This window comes from Streptomyces sp. NPDC020958, assembly GCF_055562175.1.
Genome location: NZ_JBVHFU010000002.1, coordinates 192,845 through 208,835, shown reverse-complemented (window position 1 = coordinate 208,835; position 15,991 = coordinate 192,845). Strand labels below are relative to the sequence as shown.

Annotated in this window: 13 protein-coding genes; 3 read left to right on the top strand and 10 right to left on the bottom strand. The window is 70.2% G+C overall.

The features are described 5' to 3' along the window. Nucleotides 1-74 precede the first annotated feature (74 nt). Nucleotides 75-1,067, bottom strand: a complete 993-nt coding sequence (locus ACZ3KP_RS06835) for a substrate-binding domain-containing protein (RefSeq protein WP_467497024.1) — start codon at nt 1,065-1,067, stop codon at nt 75-77. A gap of 98 nt (nt 1,068-1,165) precedes the next feature. On the opposite strand from ACZ3KP_RS06835, the gene ACZ3KP_RS06830 reads away from it, so the two are divergent. Beyond that, a complete protein-coding gene (locus ACZ3KP_RS06830) occupies nt 1,166-1,807 on the top strand; it encodes a TetR/AcrR family transcriptional regulator (protein ID WP_467497022.1) in 642 nt (213 codons plus the stop codon). Nucleotides 1,808-1,897: 90 nt separating this feature from the next. On the opposite strand, the gene ACZ3KP_RS06825 is transcribed toward ACZ3KP_RS06830, so the two are convergent. Beyond that, on the bottom strand, nt 1,898-2,491 hold the full coding sequence (locus ACZ3KP_RS06825) for a YceI family protein (RefSeq protein WP_358974935.1): 594 nt from the start codon (nt 2,489-2,491) through the stop codon (nt 1,898-1,900). A gap of 388 nt (nt 2,492-2,879) precedes the next feature. On the opposite strand from ACZ3KP_RS06825, the gene ACZ3KP_RS06820 reads away from it, so the two are divergent. Together ACZ3KP_RS06820 and ACZ3KP_RS06815 are read left to right on the top strand one after the other, a co-directional pair. Continuing rightward, entirely contained in the window at nt 2,880-4,475 is a 1,596-nt protein-coding gene (locus tag ACZ3KP_RS06820; RefSeq protein ID WP_358974938.1) for an acyl-CoA carboxylase subunit beta, read from the top strand. 35 nt (nt 4,476-4,510) lie between these two features. Further along, nucleotides 4,511-4,711, top strand: coding sequence for an acyl-CoA carboxylase subunit epsilon (locus tag ACZ3KP_RS06815; RefSeq protein WP_046729245.1), 201 nt, complete (start codon nt 4,511-4,513; stop codon nt 4,709-4,711). Between the two features lie 331 nt (nt 4,712-5,042). Here ACZ3KP_RS06815 and ACZ3KP_RS06810 read toward each other — a convergent pair whose 3' ends face one another. From ACZ3KP_RS06810 to ACZ3KP_RS06775, 8 genes are all read right to left on the bottom strand, one after another. Further along, entirely contained in the window at nt 5,043-5,624 is a 582-nt protein-coding gene (locus ACZ3KP_RS06810) for a GTP-binding protein (protein WP_046729246.1), read from the bottom strand. Continuing rightward, nucleotides 5,605-6,177 carry a DUF742 domain-containing protein gene (locus tag ACZ3KP_RS06805; protein WP_360561648.1) on the bottom strand — a complete coding sequence of 191 codons (573 nt, stop codon included), beginning with the start codon at nt 6,175-6,177 and terminating at the stop codon, nt 5,605-5,607. The genes ACZ3KP_RS06810 and ACZ3KP_RS06805 overlap by 20 nt, the downstream gene beginning before the upstream one ends. Nucleotides 6,178-6,273: 96 nt before the next feature. Next, a complete protein-coding gene (locus ACZ3KP_RS06800; RefSeq protein ID WP_004983065.1) occupies nt 6,274-6,687 on the bottom strand; it encodes a roadblock/LC7 domain-containing protein in 414 nt (137 codons plus the stop codon). 10 nt (nt 6,688-6,697) lie between these two features. Further along, nucleotides 6,698-9,985, bottom strand: coding sequence for a sensor histidine kinase (locus ACZ3KP_RS06795; protein WP_467497017.1), 3,288 nt, complete (start codon nt 9,983-9,985; stop codon nt 6,698-6,700). Between the two features lie 391 nt (nt 9,986-10,376). Continuing rightward, nucleotides 10,377-10,952, bottom strand: a complete 576-nt coding sequence (locus ACZ3KP_RS06790; RefSeq protein WP_046729249.1) for a GTP-binding protein — start codon at nt 10,950-10,952, stop codon at nt 10,377-10,379. After that, entirely contained in the window at nt 10,933-11,331 is a 399-nt protein-coding gene (locus tag ACZ3KP_RS06785; RefSeq protein WP_019058642.1) for a DUF742 domain-containing protein, read from the bottom strand. The genes ACZ3KP_RS06790 and ACZ3KP_RS06785 overlap by 20 nt, the downstream gene beginning before the upstream one ends. A gap of 111 nt (nt 11,332-11,442) precedes the next feature. After that, a complete protein-coding gene (locus ACZ3KP_RS06780) occupies nt 11,443-11,856 on the bottom strand; it encodes a roadblock/LC7 domain-containing protein (RefSeq protein WP_030382516.1) in 414 nt (137 codons plus the stop codon). A 9-nt stretch (nt 11,857-11,865) separates the two neighbouring features. Next, nucleotides 11,866-15,741, bottom strand: coding sequence for a sensor histidine kinase (locus tag ACZ3KP_RS06775; protein ID WP_467497014.1), 3,876 nt, complete (start codon nt 15,739-15,741; stop codon nt 11,866-11,868). Nucleotides 15,742-15,991 lie beyond the last annotated feature (250 nt).

Sequence of the window (15,991 nt, the reverse complement as noted above, 5' to 3'; positions counted from 1 at the left end):
GGACACGCCAAGGTCGCGGAAGGTTGCGCCCGAGCGTCCGTCAGCCGAAGAACAGGTGCCGCTCCCCGGTGCGGCTAGGTGTCGAGGAACTCGGGGACGAAGATGTCGCGGCTGGTCAGCAGGCGCTGGGAGAGGCCCTGTTCGTGGTGGTAGCGCAGGAAGGTGTCGACCGCCTTGCGGTTCGCGCGCAGGCCGTAGGGCCACCAGTCCTCGCCGAGCAGGCTGCGGTTGCGTTCGAACAGGCTGCTGAACCAGGGGGTCACCAGGCTCATGTGCTGCTTCAGGGCGCCCTCGAGGTAGGTGCGTCCGGCCAGTTCCTTGGCCTGGACGAAGGCGCGGTAGACCGAGCGCAGATCCTCGCAGCGGTGCACCAGGTCCCTGCGGACCGCGACGACGTGCATCGGAGGGAAGATCCCGGTGCGCCGGTAGTAGTCGCGCTCGACGTTCTCGTAGTCGGGGAAGAGCCGGGCGATCTTCGCCGATCCCCGCACCATGGCCTGGGGCACGTCGACCGAGATGAGCGCGTCGATCTCTCCGGACTCCAACATGGCGCCGAGGGTCTGGCCGTCGTCGGCGTGCCGCACGTGCACGCCGTCCGGCACCGGCTGCGGGAGCCAGTCGAAGGCGGGGACGGGATGGTTGGTGCCGCCGATGACCCAGCGGCACTGGTCGACGGTCACGCCGAACTCGTCCGACAGGATGCCCTTGGGCCAGACGCCGGCGTCGTGTCCGAAGAGCGCGAACTCGCCGAGTGTCTTGCCGGCGAGGTCCTGCGGCTTCTCGATCCCCGCCTCGGTGTTCACGAAGATGGCGGAGTGCCGGAAGTTGCGGTTGGGGAAGATCGGCAGCGCCATGAACGGCGCGTCGTCCAGGTCGAAGGTCCGCAGGAAGTAGGTCAGGCCGAGTTCCGCCATGTCGTAGCGGCCTTCGAGCATGTGCCGGAAGAGGTCCGAGACCAAGGGCTCCGTCTCCAGGGTGGCGTCCACCCCGTCGATCTTCACGCGGCCGTCGAAGAGCGCCTCGGTGTGCTCGTACCGGTAGGTGCCGATGGTCAGCTCGCCGCTCATCAGGATCCCCGCTTCCGTGAATGACCTTTCACTTTTACGATGAGCCCGATAGCCTTCCGTGTCAAGATGAATGATCATTCACTTCGAGGGAGGCGGCCATGCCGCGCATCACGCCCGAGCGTCGGGAAGCCAAGCGTGCGGGGATCGTGGCGGCAGCGCGCCGGTGTTTCGCGCGGGGCGGCTTCCACCAGACCTCGATGCCGGACATCGCCGCCGCAGCCGGTGTTTCCGCGGGTGCCCCCTACCGCTACTTCGCGAGCAAGGACGAGATCATCCTGGCCATCGCCGCGGACGCCTTCCGGCTGATCTTCGAGCCGATGGAGCGGGTGGCCGTGGCGGCTGACGCCCCTTCCCTGGGCGACCTGGTCGCCGCCTCCCTCCAGGCGCTGAGCGCCGAGACGGTCACGGACGCGGCGGGGGAGGAGGTGCCGGTCGAGGAACTGCTCCAGTGCGTCGTGCAGACCTGGTCGGAACTGCTGCGCAACGACGGCGTGCACGCCCGCGCGCTGGAGGGCTTCGAAAGGGTCCGGCGCAGCATCGCCGCCGCCCTGCGCCGCGGACAGGCGGCGGGCGCTGTCCACACCGTGGAGCCGGAGAGCGGCGCACGGGTGTTGATCGGTCTGCTGCACGGGTTCCTGCTCCAGCGTGTGGCCTTCGGCTTGACCGACACGGCGGGGTTCGACGACGCCGTCCGGGGGTTGCTCGACGGAGCCGAGCGCCCGGACACCACCTCGCGGTGAGCGTTCCCCGGACCGGGCTGCCGTCCGGGGTGCGGACATGACGGAGCGCCCGCCCTGCCGCGGGAAGCGGAGGACGGGCGCCACGGAAGGTCACGCGTTCTTGATCGCGGAGATGTCGAAGTTCAGCTTGATCTTGTCGGAGACCAGGACGCCACCGGTCTCCAGCGCCGCGTTCCACGTCACGCCCCAGTCGGAGCGCTTGATCTCGGCCTTGCCCTCGAAGCCGACGCGCTCGTTGCCGAACGGGTCCTTGGCCGCGCCGTTGAACTCCAGGTCGATGGTGACCGGCTTGGTGACACCGAGGATCGTGAGGTCGCCGGTGATGCGGTAGTCCTCGTCGCCGAGGGCCTCCGCCTTGGTGGAGCGGAAGGTCATCGTCGGGAACTCGTCCGTCTTGAAGAAGTCCGCCGACTTCAGGTGGCCGTCACGGTCCGGGCTGCCCGTGGTGATGCTGGCCATCTGGATGTCGAGGGAGGCCGTGGACTTCGAGGGGTCCTCGCCGTCCAGGTGCAGCGTGCCCTCGAAGTCCTGGAAGCTGCCCTTGACGTTGGTGACCATCGCGTGACGGGCCACGAACCCGAGCGTGCTGTGGGCCGGGTCGATCGTGTAGTCGCCGGTCAGCGCGGCGAGGTCGGCGGTCGGCGTGGTGGTGGCGTCGTCGTTCTTGCGGCCGAAGATGCTCATGGGGGTGCTCCTTGGGGGACGGGTCGCGTTGATGTTTAACATTCAACGAACTCAACGAAGCCCACCGTAGACCTATTCCGTGCGACCTTCAACATCATCGGATCGCGTGTCCCACCCCTCACGCAACGTAACGCGACGGATGCCGTACGGTGGGGTGCGGACCGCCGTCCGAGGGGCTCTGTCACTCCCCGGGTGGTATGGAGGGCGCCGGAATGTGAGGCGGCTCTCGGTCGCCCCCTTTGTGTCACCCCTACAACGGCGAAGCCCTCTGAACAGTCGGAACGGCTGCATGCCGGTCAGGTTCTGTTCAGTGCTTCCAGGAAAACGCGCCGGAGACTGTACGGAGTCGACGTCACGCATTCCTTGGTGTCCTTCGTAAGGTCACTACATGACCGTTTTGGAAGAGACGACGGGCGAGCCCACCGGCGAACCGACGGACGCGCGCGGGCGGGTCGCCGAGCTGCACGAGATCCGTGCGGTGGCCGTGGCCGGGCCCAGCGAGAAGGCGACCGAGGCGCAGCACGCCAAGGGCAAGCTGACGGCCCGGGAGCGCATCGAGCTGCTCCTCGACCCGGGTTCCTTCCAGGAGGTCGAGCAGCTGCGCCGGCACCGCGCCGTCGGGTTCGGCCTGGAGGCCAAGAAGCCCTACACCGACGGTGTCGTCACCGGCTGGGGCACCGTCGACGGCCGTACGGTCTTCGTCTACGCCCATGACTTCCGGATCTTCGGCGGCGCGCTGGGCGAGGCCCACGCCACCAAGATCCACAAGATCATGGACATGGCCATCGCGGCCGGCGCCCCCCTGGTCTCCCTCAACGACGGCGCGGGCGCCCGTATCCAGGAGGGCGTCTCCGCCCTCGCCGGCTACGGCGGCATCTTCCAGCGCAACACGAAGGCCTCGGGTGTCATCCCGCAGATCTCCGTGATGCTCGGACCGTGCGCGGGCGGCGCGGCCTACAGCCCCGCCCTCACCGACTTCGTCTTCATGGTCCGCGAGACCTCACAGATGTTCATCACCGGTCCGGACGTCGTCAAGGCGGTCACCGGCGAGGAGATCACCCAGAACGGCCTCGGCGGCGCCGACGTCCACGCGGAGACCTCCGGCGTCTGCCACTTCGCGTACGACGACGAGGAGACCTGCATCGCCGAGGTGCGGTACCTCCTCTCGCTGCTCCCGCAGAACAACCGCGAGAACCCGCCGCGCGCCGAGTCCACGGACCCGGTCGACCGGCGCTCCGACGTCCTCCTCGACCTGGTACCCGCGGACGGCAACCGGCCGTACGACATGGCCAAGGTCATCGAGGAGATCGTCGACGACGGCGAGTACCTGGAGGTCCACGAGCGCTGGGCGCGGAACATCATCTGCGCGCTGGCCCGGATCGACGGCCAGGTGGTGGGCATCGTCGCCAACCAACCGCAGGTGCTGGCGGGCGTCCTGGACATCGAGGCGAGCGAAAAAGCTGCGCGCTTCGTCCAGATGTGTGACGCTTTCAATGTTCCGATCGTCACCTTCCTGGACGTACCGGGCTTCCTCCCCGGTGTCGACCAGGAGCACGGCGGGATCATCCGGCACGGCGCGAAGCTGCTCTACGCCTACTGCAACGCGACCGTTCCCCGGATCTCCCTGATCCTGCGCAAGGCGTACGGAGGTGCCTACATCGTCATGGACTCCCAGTCGATCGGTGCCGACCTGACGTACGCCTGGCCGACGAACGAGATCGCGGTGATGGGCGCGGAGGGCGCGGCCAACGTGATCTTCCGTCGGCAGATCGCCTCCGCCGAGGACCCCGAGGCCATGCGGCAGAAGATGGTCAAGGAGTACAAGGCCGAGCTCATGCACCCCTACTACGCGGCCGAGCGCGGCCTGGTCGACGACGTCATCGACCCGGCCGAGACCCGCGAGGTGCTCGCCAGGTCGCTGGCGATGCTGCACACCAAGCACGCCGACCTGCCGTCCCGTAAGCACGGCAACCCCCCGCAGTAATCCTGCGGAAACCTCTCTCACGGAGACTGACACCCATGAACGTGCCTGACATCCGCGTCGAGAAGGGCAACGCCGACCCGGAGGAAGTCGCCGCCATCACGGCGGTCCTCCTGGCCCGCGCGGCCGCCCGGCCGACCGCCGACACCGAGCAGACCCACCGAGGCCGCGCCAAGGCGGGCTGGCGCCGCCTGGAGCGCGAGAACGGCTTCCGCGCCCCGCACAGCTGGCACGGCTAGGCTGCGCCGCTCAGCCGACAGCACGAACAAGAAGGGCCCCTCTGCTGGAGAGGGGCCCTTCTGCGTGGGGCCAGGGCCTGCCGGCCGGTCCGGCACCGCCGAACACCGCCGTCTGGGCTGAGCACCGGCGCGGCGGGAAAGAGAGTTGCCTGTGCCGCGGCCGCGGCCGCGACAAAAAGTTCGGGCCCCTTCGCAGGAAGGGGCCCAGGTATGCGCCCCCGAGGGGGCGCTGGGGGTGCCCCCGGCCGAAGGCTGGGGGAGGAACTGCGCGACGAGCCACGATCCGCCCGCGGTCGGCGAACGACCGGTCGTGGCAGTCCGGTTGCCGGAACTACCGCAGCCGAGCCATCAGCGCGTGCTCCACGAGGGTGATCAGGGCGCTCTTCGCATCGGCACGATGCCTCGCGTCCGTCGTGATGATCGGCGTGTCCGGACCGATCTGCAGCGCCTCGCGGACCTCTTCCGGGTTGTACGGCTGGTTGCCGTCGAAGCCGTTGAGGGCGATGACGAAGGGCAGGCCGCTGTTCTCGAAGTAGTCCACCGCCGGGAAGCAGTCGGCCAGCCGGCGGGTGTCGACCAGCACGATCGCGCCGATGGCGCCGCGCACCAGGTCGTCCCACATGAACCAGAAGCGGTCCTGGCCGGGCGTGCCGAACAGGTACAGGATCAGGTCCTGGTCCAGGGTGATACGGCCGAAGTCCATGGCGACCGTGGTGGTCGTCTTGTCCCCGGTGTGGGTGAGGTCGTCGATGCCGGCAGACGCGGACGTCATCACGGCCTCTGTGCGCAGCGGATTGATCTCCGAGACGGCGCCGACGAACGTGGTCTTGCCCACGCCGAAGCCGCCCGCCACCACGATCTTCGCGGAGGTGGTGGAGCGGGAAGGACCGCCGCTAGAGCTTGCGAAGTCCACTGAGCACCCTTTCGAGCAGTGTCACGTCTGGCTGGCCGCCGGCGCTCTCGTCGCCGCCGGGCTGATGGATGGCGACCAGGCCCGCCTCCGCCAAGTCGGCGACGAGGATCCTGGCCACGCCGAGTGGGATCGACAGCAGGGCCGAGACCTCGGCCACCGACTTGATCTCCCGGCAGAGGTTGCAGATCCGCTGATGCTCGGGCAGTTGGCCCTGCATCTGGTGCGGCTGCGCGGTGGTGTGCACCAGTGCCTCGATGGCGAGCTGGTACCGCGGGCGGGTCCGGCCACCGGTCATGGCGTACGGACGCACCAAGGGGTTGTTCGAGCCGGAGGCCGGCGCCGCGTCGGGGCGGCGGTGCGGCTGCACCGGCTGGATGCGGGGCGCCGGCGGCTGGTCGTACGGGGACGGACCGGGGCCCTGCGGCGCGTACGGCTGCCGGTGGCTCGGCGTGGAGGGGAAGTTGTACCGGTTCGCGGAACCGTCGCCGCCCTGGCCCTGCGCAGGACCGTACGGCCAGTTGCCGTTATTCGAACCGCCTGGGGGTGTTGCCACTCTCTCTCCTCCTCCGACCGTGCCGGGCACCCATCCCTGTGGAGCCGCGTCCCGAAACCTTACGGCCCCGAGACGCCAAAACGCACCGTCTGACTATTAGTTGAGAAGGCTTCCCTGGAGTTCCGCACGCAGATCCGGGGTAAGAACCGTGCCCGCGCGGTCCACCAAAAGGGCCATCTCGTACCCAATCAGGCCGATGTCGGCCTCCGGGTGGGCCAGGACCGCAAGCGATGAACCATCGGAAATGGACATGATGAACAGGAACCCCCGCTCCATCTCCACAACCGTCTGGTTCACGCTGCCGCCCTCGAAGATCCGGGAGGCGCCTGCCGTCAGAGACGTCAGACCGGAGGCGACGGCCGCGAGCTGGTCGGCGCGGTCGCGGGGGAAGCCTTCGGACATCGCCAGAAGGAGTCCGTCGGCGGAGACCACCACCGTGTGGGACACCCCCGGGGTGTTGTCCACGAAGTTGGTGATCAACCAGTTCAGGTTCTGTGCCGCCTGGCTCATCGGGCTCACACTAACGCTCCTGGTTGTAGGTGCTGTCAGGACCGAAGCCCTGGCCGTTCGTTTCACTGCCTGCGCTGCGTCCGCGCTGGACGCCTCGACGCAGGTTGCTCAGCCGGCCCCGGACGTCCTCCGGGGCGCGGGAGACCTGTGGGCCTCCCTGAGGGGTGCTCGCGGCGGCTCCCTCGACCAGGTTGGCCTTGGGTACCCGCCTCGGCAGGCCGGAGGAGGTGACCCCGCCCGCCTTGGGCTTGCGCAGCGCCGAGGCCTGCTGCCAGCGCTCGTCGTTCTGCGACCGCCAGTTGCTCTCGCCCGTCGGCTCCGTGGCCGGGGCCGCCTGAGCGGACGGTGCCGGAGCCTGCTGCGCGGGGCTCGTGCCGTTCGCGCCGCCCGTGCCGTTCACACCGCTCGTGCCGCCGCCCACGGATCCCCGGCGGGGCAGTCCGGCGTCGGTCAGCTGGTGTCCGGCGGCGGGAGCCGCTCCCGGACGGTCGAAGCCTACGCGGTTCCGCTCGTCCACGTCACCGGCCTGCGCCGATTCCGCTTCGGGAGCGTACTGGGCCGGGTAGCCGTTCTGGTAGCCGTCCTGCTGCGGCCAGTCGTCCTGGTAGTCCCGTTCGCGGAAGGACCCGAACGCCTCGGGGGCGGCTGCCTCGGCGGCCGCGGGCTCCTCCTGGACCGGCTCCGGATACGCGGGCTCCGGGTAGCCGCCGCCCGAGGGGAACGCCCCGGACGAGAACGGGTCCTGCTGCTGCGGCAGGCCGCCGCCCTGCGCGTAGAACTGCTCGTCGTACGTGCCCTGCGACTGCTCCTGGTACGACGGCTGCGCGTCGTAGCCCGTGGGCTGCTCCTGGAAGCCCGTACCGCCGGTGTCGTAGCCCTGCCGGCCGCTGTCGAACTCGTCGGTGTACGCCGGGATCTCGGCGGTCTCCTGCGGGGCGCCCGGGAGCTGCGCGGCCCCCGGGGGCTGCGCCTGGGCCTCCAGGGCCGCACGGCGCTCCTCGCGCATCAGGGAGCGGCCCACGGGGTCGAGGTCCCGGATGTCGTCGGGGACCTCCGGGTAACGGCTGTCGTCGAAGCCGAGCTCGGCCGCGGTGCGCATCGGCTGGAGCTGCGGCTGCTGGAAGCTCTCACCCTGGAACTGCTGCTCCGGGATGATCTGCGAGACCGTGAACTCGTCGCGGTCCAGCGACTGTTCGCCGCCACCGCCGTGCGTGATCGCGTCGGGCAGCATGACCAGCGAGGTGGTGCCGGCCTGCTCGCCCGAGGGGCGCAGCTGCACCCGGATGCCGTGCCGGTCGGAGAGCCGGCCGACCACGAACAGGCCCATGCGCTGCGAGATCGCGGCGTCCACGGTCGGCGGGTTGGCCAGCTTGTGGTTGATGTCCGCGAAGTCCTCGGCGGTGAGACCGATGCCCTTGTCGTGGATCTCGATCATGATGCGGCCGTCGGGGAGACGGGTCGCGGTGACGCGGACCTTGGTCTGCGGGGAGGAGAACGTGGTCGCGTTCTCCAGGAGCTCGGCGAGCAGGTGCACGAGGTCGGTGACCGCGCGGCCGTGGATCTCGGCCTCCGGGACGCCGGACAGCTCGATGCGCTCGTACTGCTCCACCTCGGAGGAGGCGGCGCGCAGCACGTCGACCAGCGGGACCGGCTGGTCCCAGCGTCGGCCGGGCTCCTCGCCGGCGAGGACCAGGAGGTTCTCGCCGTTGCGGCGCATACGGGTCGCGAGGTGGTCCAGCCGGAACAGGTTCTCCAGCTGGTCCGGGTCCGCCTCGTTGTTCTCCAGGTCGGTGATCAGGGTCAGCTGGCCCTCGATCAGCGACTGGTTGCGGCGGGACAGGTTGGTGAAGATCGCGTTGATGTTGCCCCGCAGCAGGGCCTGCTCGGCGGCGAGCCGCACGGCCTCGCGGTGGACCTGGTCGAAGGCGCGGGCGACTTCGCCGATCTCGTCCGTCGAGGTGATCGGGATCGGCGCCACCCGGGTGTCGACCCGGCCGGGGTCGGTGCGCGAGAGCTGGTCGACCAGCATCGGCAGGCGCTGCTCGGCGATGCCGAAGGCGGCGTTGCGCAGCTGGCGCATCGAGCGGGACATCTGGCGTGCCACCATGCCGGCCAGGATGAACGCGGCGAGCAGGGCGACCACGACCGCGGCACCGGTGATGAAGGCCGAGGTCTTGGCGTCGTCGGCGATGCCGGACGCCTCGCTCACCGCCTTGTCGGCCATGTCCGACTCGATCGTGCGGTAGGCGTTGTACTTGAGGGTGTTCACCGCCCACCAGTTCTCGGCGGTGATCCCCTTGGTCGCCAGCGCCTGCCGGGTGAGGGGGTTGGTGTCCTGGAGCGTCGCCAGCGCCGAGACCATCGTGGTGGTGCTGGACGGCGGGGCCACGTACTTCGGGTCCTTGGCCTTGGCCTGCTGGACCATGGCCGCGCCGTCGGTCTTGATCTTCTGCTCGAGGTCGGTCAGCTTCTGCGCGTCGGCCTCGGTGCCACCGCCGACGTACTCCTCGACGGCGATCCCCTCCAGGTAGGCGTACGAGGAGAGGGCGACCCGCTGGGAGGCCAGGTTGCCGGCGTCCGGTCCCGGCTTCACCAGCAGGTGCATACCGATCGAGCGCTCCAGCGACAGCGCCGCCTTGGTGAGCGCGATGGCGTAGACGGTACGGCCGTACGAGGTGATGTTTCCGGTGCCCAGACCGAGTTCGTTGGCGAACTCCATCAGCGGGTGGGCGATCTGGGTGTAACCCTCTTCGGTCTTCACCCCGGTGAGCTTGGTGGTGTACGCCGCGGCGCGGAGGTTGGTGAGCTGCGGCTCGGCCTCCCGGAACAGTTTCAGACGGCGTTCCAGGCCGGCTTTCTGCGGCATGTTCTGCGCGGCCGCGTCGAAGGCGTCGGCGGCCTTGTCGGTCCGCTGCCGCGCGTCGGTGACGACCTGCTTGTTCTTGTCCAGCAGGATCGGGGCCGCGCTGACGTCACGCTCGTTGTAGAGGGCGTCGCTGTAGGTCAGGGCGGCGCGGACCAGGCGGGCGGTGTTCTCCGCGTCGCGGGCCTGCTGCCAGGTGTCGATGGAGCTCTTTACCTGGAAACCGCCCATGACCAGGCCGACGACCACGGGTATGAGCAGGATCGCGTTCAGCCTGGTCGGCACGCGCCAGTTCCGCGGGGAGAAGCGGCCGCCGCTCTTCGGGGGCGCGGCCGGTGGTTCCGCGGCTGGCACAGGGGTGGGCGCCGCAGCGCGCGGCGGCGGGGTGAAGTTGCCCCGTGCCGACGGCTCGGGACCGTTCTTGCTTCGCCTCACTCGACCAACAACCTCTCGGCGGCGGGCACCTGTCGTCGTGCCGCAGTCTCTCAGAGCCCGGTGTGTCACAGACCACTACTCAGTACGTCTTTGACTATTAGGCAGTTCAGGCATTCCAGCACGGGGCCCGGCGCAGTTCCAAACAGTGGAAACCGCCGGAGTGCGCTGATGTAAGCCCCAGATAAAACGGTCATAAAGAGCGAGCCCCGCCAAAAGGCGGGGCCGTTGTGCGCGCAGCGGTACCGCGCGACCGCGACGCGTGGCGATACCACCGGATTCCTCTGCCGAAACGTTATGAACACCGGAGCCGACCGTGTCAAAGGCCACAGCCGGCTCCGGTTTCCGTACGGCAACTGCCGTACATCACGTCAGATTTGGGTACGCCAGGCCGCTACCGCAGCCGAGCCATGAGCGCGTGCTCGACCAGGGTGATCAGCGCACTCTTCGCGTCGGCCCGGTGCCGGGCGTCGGTGGTGATGATGGGCGCGTCGGGCCCGATCTGGAGCGCCTCGCGCACCTCTTCAGGCGTGTAGGGCTGGTGTCCGTCGAAGCCGTTGAGGGCGATGACGAACGGCAGACCGCTGTTCTCGAAGTAGTCCACCGCCGGGAAGCAGTCGGCCAGCCGGCGGGTGTCCACGAGCACGACGGCGCCGATGGCGCCGCGCACCAGGTCGTCCCACATGAACCAGAAGCGGTCCTGGCCGGGCGTGCCGAACAGGTACAGGATCAGGTCCTGGTCGAGCGTGATGCGGCCGAAGTCCATGGCCACCGTGGTGGTGGTCTTGTCCCCGGTGTGGGTGAGGTCGTCGATGCCCGCCGAGGCGGACGTCATCACGGCCTCCGTGCGCAGCGGGTTGATCTCGGAGACCGCTCCCACGAACGTGGTCTTGCCGACGCCGAAGCCGCCCGCCACCACGATCTTCGCGGAGGTGGTGGCCCGGCCTCCGTCAGAGCTTGCGAAGTCCACTGAGCACCCTTTCGAGCAGCGTCACGTCCGGAGCGCCGCCGTTGTTCTCGTCGCCGCCCGGCTGGTGGATGGCGACCAGGCCGGCCTCGGCGAGGTCGGCCACCAGGATCCGGGCCACACCCAGCGGCATGGCGAGCAGGGCCGAGACCTCGGCCACCGACTTCACCTCACGGCACAGGTGGCAGATGCGCTGGTGCTCAGGGAGCAGCCCCATGAGCGCTGCCGGGTCGGCCGTGGTGCTGATCAGCGCCTCGATGGCGAGCTGGTAGCGCGGCCGGGTCCGGCCGCCGGTCATCGCGTAAGGACGTACCAGCGGCTGGTCGCCCTCGTCCCCGTACGGCTCCGCGTACGGATCATGAGAGGCGGTGGGCGGGGTCATCGTTCCTCCGGGCGGGACAGCAAGTCGATCGGGCTAGCCGTCTGACGTGGGCCGGTGGGGGGTTTGTGGCGGCCGGACGGTGATTTGGTGAGGCGGGTTGGATCCAGGCTGTCAGTGGAGCAGACTGCCTTGCAGTTCGGCACGCAGATCGGGAGTGAGTACCGCGCCCGCGCGGTCGACCAGCAGCGCCATCTCGTAGCCGACGAGGCCGATGTCGCACTCCGGGTGGGCCAGCACCGCGAGGGACGAGCCGTCGGAGATGGACATCAGGAAGAGAAATCCGCGTTCCATCTCGACGACCGTCTGCGCCACGTTGCCGCCCTCGAAGATCCGGGAGGCCCCGGCCGTCAGCGAGGTGAGTCCGGACGCGACGGCCGCCAGCTGGTCGGCGCGGTCACGCGGGAAGCCTTCGGACATCGCCAGAAGGAGACCGTCGGCGGACACGACGACGGTGTGGGACACACCTGGGGTGTTGTCCACGAAGTTGGTGATCAACCAGTTGAGGTTCTGTGCCGCCTGGCTCATCGGACTCAACTAACGCTCCTGCTGGTGAGTGGGGCTCGGGAAGCTGCCGGTCTGCGGGCCTGGTGCGGCCTGCCTGCCCTGCGCGATACCCCGACGGAGATTGGTCAGCCGGCCGCGAACGTCGTCAGGCGAACGCGAGACCTGCGGACCTGCTTGGTGCTGTTGCTGCTGCTGTGCGGTACCCGGGACGAGGTTCGCCCGGGGCACCCGGCGCGGCAGCCCGGAGGTGGTGACGCCGCCCGCGGCCGGCTGCCGTACGCGCTCCGCCTGCCGGACGAGGTCGTCGTTGGGGGAGGGGCGCCAGGAGCTGGTCGCGGAACGCTGGGGGGCCGCGGCCGCGGGGGCCGGCGGCTGTACGGGGACGGGCGGAAGCGGCGCGGAACCGTTGCCGTTGCCCTGGGGGTGCTGCTCCTCCTGGCCGCCGTGGAACCAGTTGGTCTCCAGCGTGTCGTACAGCGGGGTACGACCGTCACCGGGACCGCTCGCCGGGGGCAGCGCCTCCGGCTCCTGGCGGACCGGCGGCACCGGCTGGCGCTGCGAGGTGCCGAAGTCCATGCTGCGGGCGTTGTTCCCCTGGCCGTTGCCGCCCTGGCCGTTGCCCGCGAAGCCGTTCTGGCGGCCGGGCAGGGAGTGCTGGCCGGTGCCGCCGCCGTCGAAGGGCGGGGTGGCGAACTGGCCGGTGGAGCCGTTGTCGTAGGCCTGCGGCGCGGCGAACTGGCCGGTGTTCTGGGGACCGCCCGGCTGACCGGCCGGGGTGCCGAAGACGTCGGAGCGGACGAACTGCCCGGAGTCCTGCTGCCCGTTCACGTTCGGACGCGGGAACGAGCCGGTGTCCTGCGAACCGTTCACGTTCGGACGCGGGAAGGAACCGGTGTCCTGCTGGCCGTGCAGCCCCTGGCGGGGGTACGCGCCGGTGTTCTGGCCGCCGCCGGGGACGTTGAAGTCCGGGCGCGGGAACTCGCCGGTGGACGACGGGCCCTGCGGGATCGCCGGCATCTGCGAGGTGGCGCCGAGGTCGTGCCGCTCGTCGATGCGGGGCATCGGCGCGGTGTGACCCTGGTCCTGCTCGTCGTGGCCGCGCGGCGTGTCCAGCGAGGCGCGGGAGAGCGGCGGCTGGGCGTTGTCGTCGCTCCAGCTGGGCCGGCCCCCCTGCGGGTTGCCGCCGGGCAGCTCGGCCCGGGGACCGCCGCGCGGCGGGAGCTGCGGCTGACGGCCCTGGTCGGAGGGGTTCGCGGCGCGCTGCGGCGGGACCGGGCCGCGGTTGCCGAAGGCGTCCTGGCCGCCGAAGGGGCCCTGCGGGTTGCCGAACGCGTCCTGGTTGCCGAAGGCAGCGCCGTTCTGCCGGCCGCCCTGCGGGGCCTGCGGGCCGCGGGCGCCGCCGGGCGCACCGGGACGGTTGCCGTTCGGACCCGCGCCGGGCAGCGCGGCCCGGGGACCCTGGCCCGTGCCGACCTGACCGCGCGGACCGGCACCGGCACCGAGCGGCCCGCCACCGGAGGGCCCGCCGGAACCGAGGGCGCCACCGCGCGAGCCGCCCGCGGCACCGCCGCCGAGCGCCGGGGCGGGGGCACCCGCGCCGAGCGGACCCGGAGCGCCACCCTGGCCGTTGCCCCGCCGGGCCGCCGCGGCACCGGCCGCGGCCTGCGCGGCGGCCGGACCACCGGACGGCGCCGGGGCGCCGGGCTTGCCGGGAGCGGGCTTCTTGCCGCCCTGGGCGACGTCGACCGGGAGCATGACCAGCGCGGTCGTACCACCGGAGTCGGACGGGCGCAGCTGGATGCGGATGCCGTGCCGCTGGGACAGCCGGCCGACCACGAACAGACCCATGCGGCGGGAGACGGAGACGTCCACGGTGGGCGGCGAGGCGAGCCGCTCGTTGATCGCGGCGAGGTCCTCGGGGGAGAGGCCGATACCGGTGTCGTGGATCTCGATCAGCACCCGGCCGTCGGGCAGCGCGTGACCGGTGACCTTGACCTTGGTCTGCGGGGAGGAGAAGGAGGTCGCGTTCTCGAGCAGCTCGGCGAGCAGGTGCACGAGGTCGTTGACCACGCGGCCGGCGACCTCGGTCGTCGGCACCGAGGCCAGCTCGATCCGCTCGTACTGCTCCACCTCGGACGCGGCGGCGCGGAGCACGTCGACCAGCGGGACCGGACGGGTCCAGCGGCGGCCGGGCTCCTCACCCGCGAGGACGAGGAGGTTCTCACCGTTACGGCGCATACGCGTCGCGAGGTGGTCGAGCTTGAAGAGGGAGGACAGCTGGTCCGGGTCGGCCTCGCGGGACTCCAGTTCGGAGATGAGCGAGAGCTGACGCTGGATGAGGCCCTGGGAACGGCGCGAGAGGTTGGTGAACATCGCGTTGACGTTGCCCCGCAGCAGGGCCTGCTCGGCGGCGAGGCGGACCGCCTCGCGGTGCACGTCGTCGAAGGCCGCGGCCACCTGGCCGATCTCGTCCCGGGAGTGCACACCGACCGACTCCACGGACGTGTCGACGTCCTGGGGGTCGGACTCGGAGAGCTGCTTGACCAGCTCGGGCAGGCGGTCCTGGGCGACCTTGGTGGCGGTCTCCTGGAGGCGGCGCAGCGAGCGGATCATGGACCGGGCCACGATGAAGGCGCCGACCAGCGAGACACCGAGGACGAGCAGGATCAGGGCACCGGAGATGATCGCCGACTGCTCGGAGGAGTTGCGCAGCTCGCGCGCCTTCTGCTCCATGTCCTCGAGCAGGGTGTGCTCGATCTTCTGCATCTGGTCGATCTTGGTCGAGCTGTCGTCCACCCAGTCGCGGTACGACCGCTTGGACAGCTCGTTCAGACCGTTCTGGGCGCCGAGCGCACGCTTGGCGTAGGTGTTGGCGGCCTCGATCGTCGGGTTGTTCTCGTCGATCGGCTTGAGCAGCTCGGCCGCGTTGCCGGAGTAGATCTTCCGGAAGATCGTCAGCTCGGAGGTCTCGCTCGCCTGGGCCGACTCGCCGTAGAGGCGGTCGTTCTCCGAGAGGTCACCCGCGCTGGTGTTGTTGGCGGGCAGGGCCGCGGCGATGACGGCGCGCTGGACGGACGCGTACTCCTTGGCGGTCGAGAACGCCGCCAGGGCGCGGGTGCGCTGGATCATCTCCGGGTTGCTGGAGGCCTGCGCCATGTCCTGCGAGAGGTCGATCAGCTGGGTGATCAGCCGGTGGTAGGCCTCGACCGTCTGGGTCGAGTTCCGCTGCTGCTGGTAGGCGTCCTTGCGGATCTTCGCCAGGTCGTCCAGCTGGCCGGCGAGGCCGACGAGGCTGTCGCGGACGCCCTGGAGCTGACCGTTCTTGCTCGCGGTGTCGATTTCCTCGGAGGCGTTGAGGAAGTTCTCGCGGGCCCGGTCGGTCTTCTCCTCGAATCCCTTGACCGTGACGCTGTTCGTCGACTGGCCGTGCGCCAGCGGGCCGGCCGACTGGTCGCGCTCGTCCTGGAGCGCCTGGGCCAGCTCGGTGGCCTGCTTGGTCATGTCCGTCAGCAGCTTGATGTTGTCGAGCTGCTGGATGTCGTCCAGGGACTGGTTGATACGCACCGCGCCCAGCGTCGTGGCCGCGACCACGGGGAGCGCGAGCAGCGACACCAGGCGCGTGGAGATGCGCCAGTTGCGCAGGGCTATGCGCGAGCCCGCGTTGGACGGTCCCTTCGCGGGCTTGATCGGGGGTGCCGGCGCGGCGGTCGGCTGGGGGCCCGTGGAGCCCGTCGACCCCGAGGAAGCAGACACGGCGGGGCGCCCGGGGCGCTCACCGCCGTCACCACCGCCGACCGGGGCCGGGCCCGGGTTCTGGGCGTGCTGGGGCGAGGAACCGCGGTCGGTCCCGCCGTGCGCCTCCGGCTCCGCCGGAGCGCTGCCATCCCTCTTGAAACGTCCCTGCACTAGCGTCGCAACCTCTGGACCAGGCGCCCCTCCGCTGAACGGAGGGACACGGTGTCGGCGTTGTACGGGGAGCGCCCTGAATGCGCCCCCTGATTGGTCGTGAGTGTGACCGGCGCTGGCTCCCCCTGTCTCGCCGCCACTCGGCGCTGTTGCGCCCCCTGCGCGCCGGCTCGATCCTGCGGCGGTCCGTGGAATTCCAGCACAGTGCCGGATCTCCAACAAGGGCCGTGGGCCGAGCTGTGACCTCTGT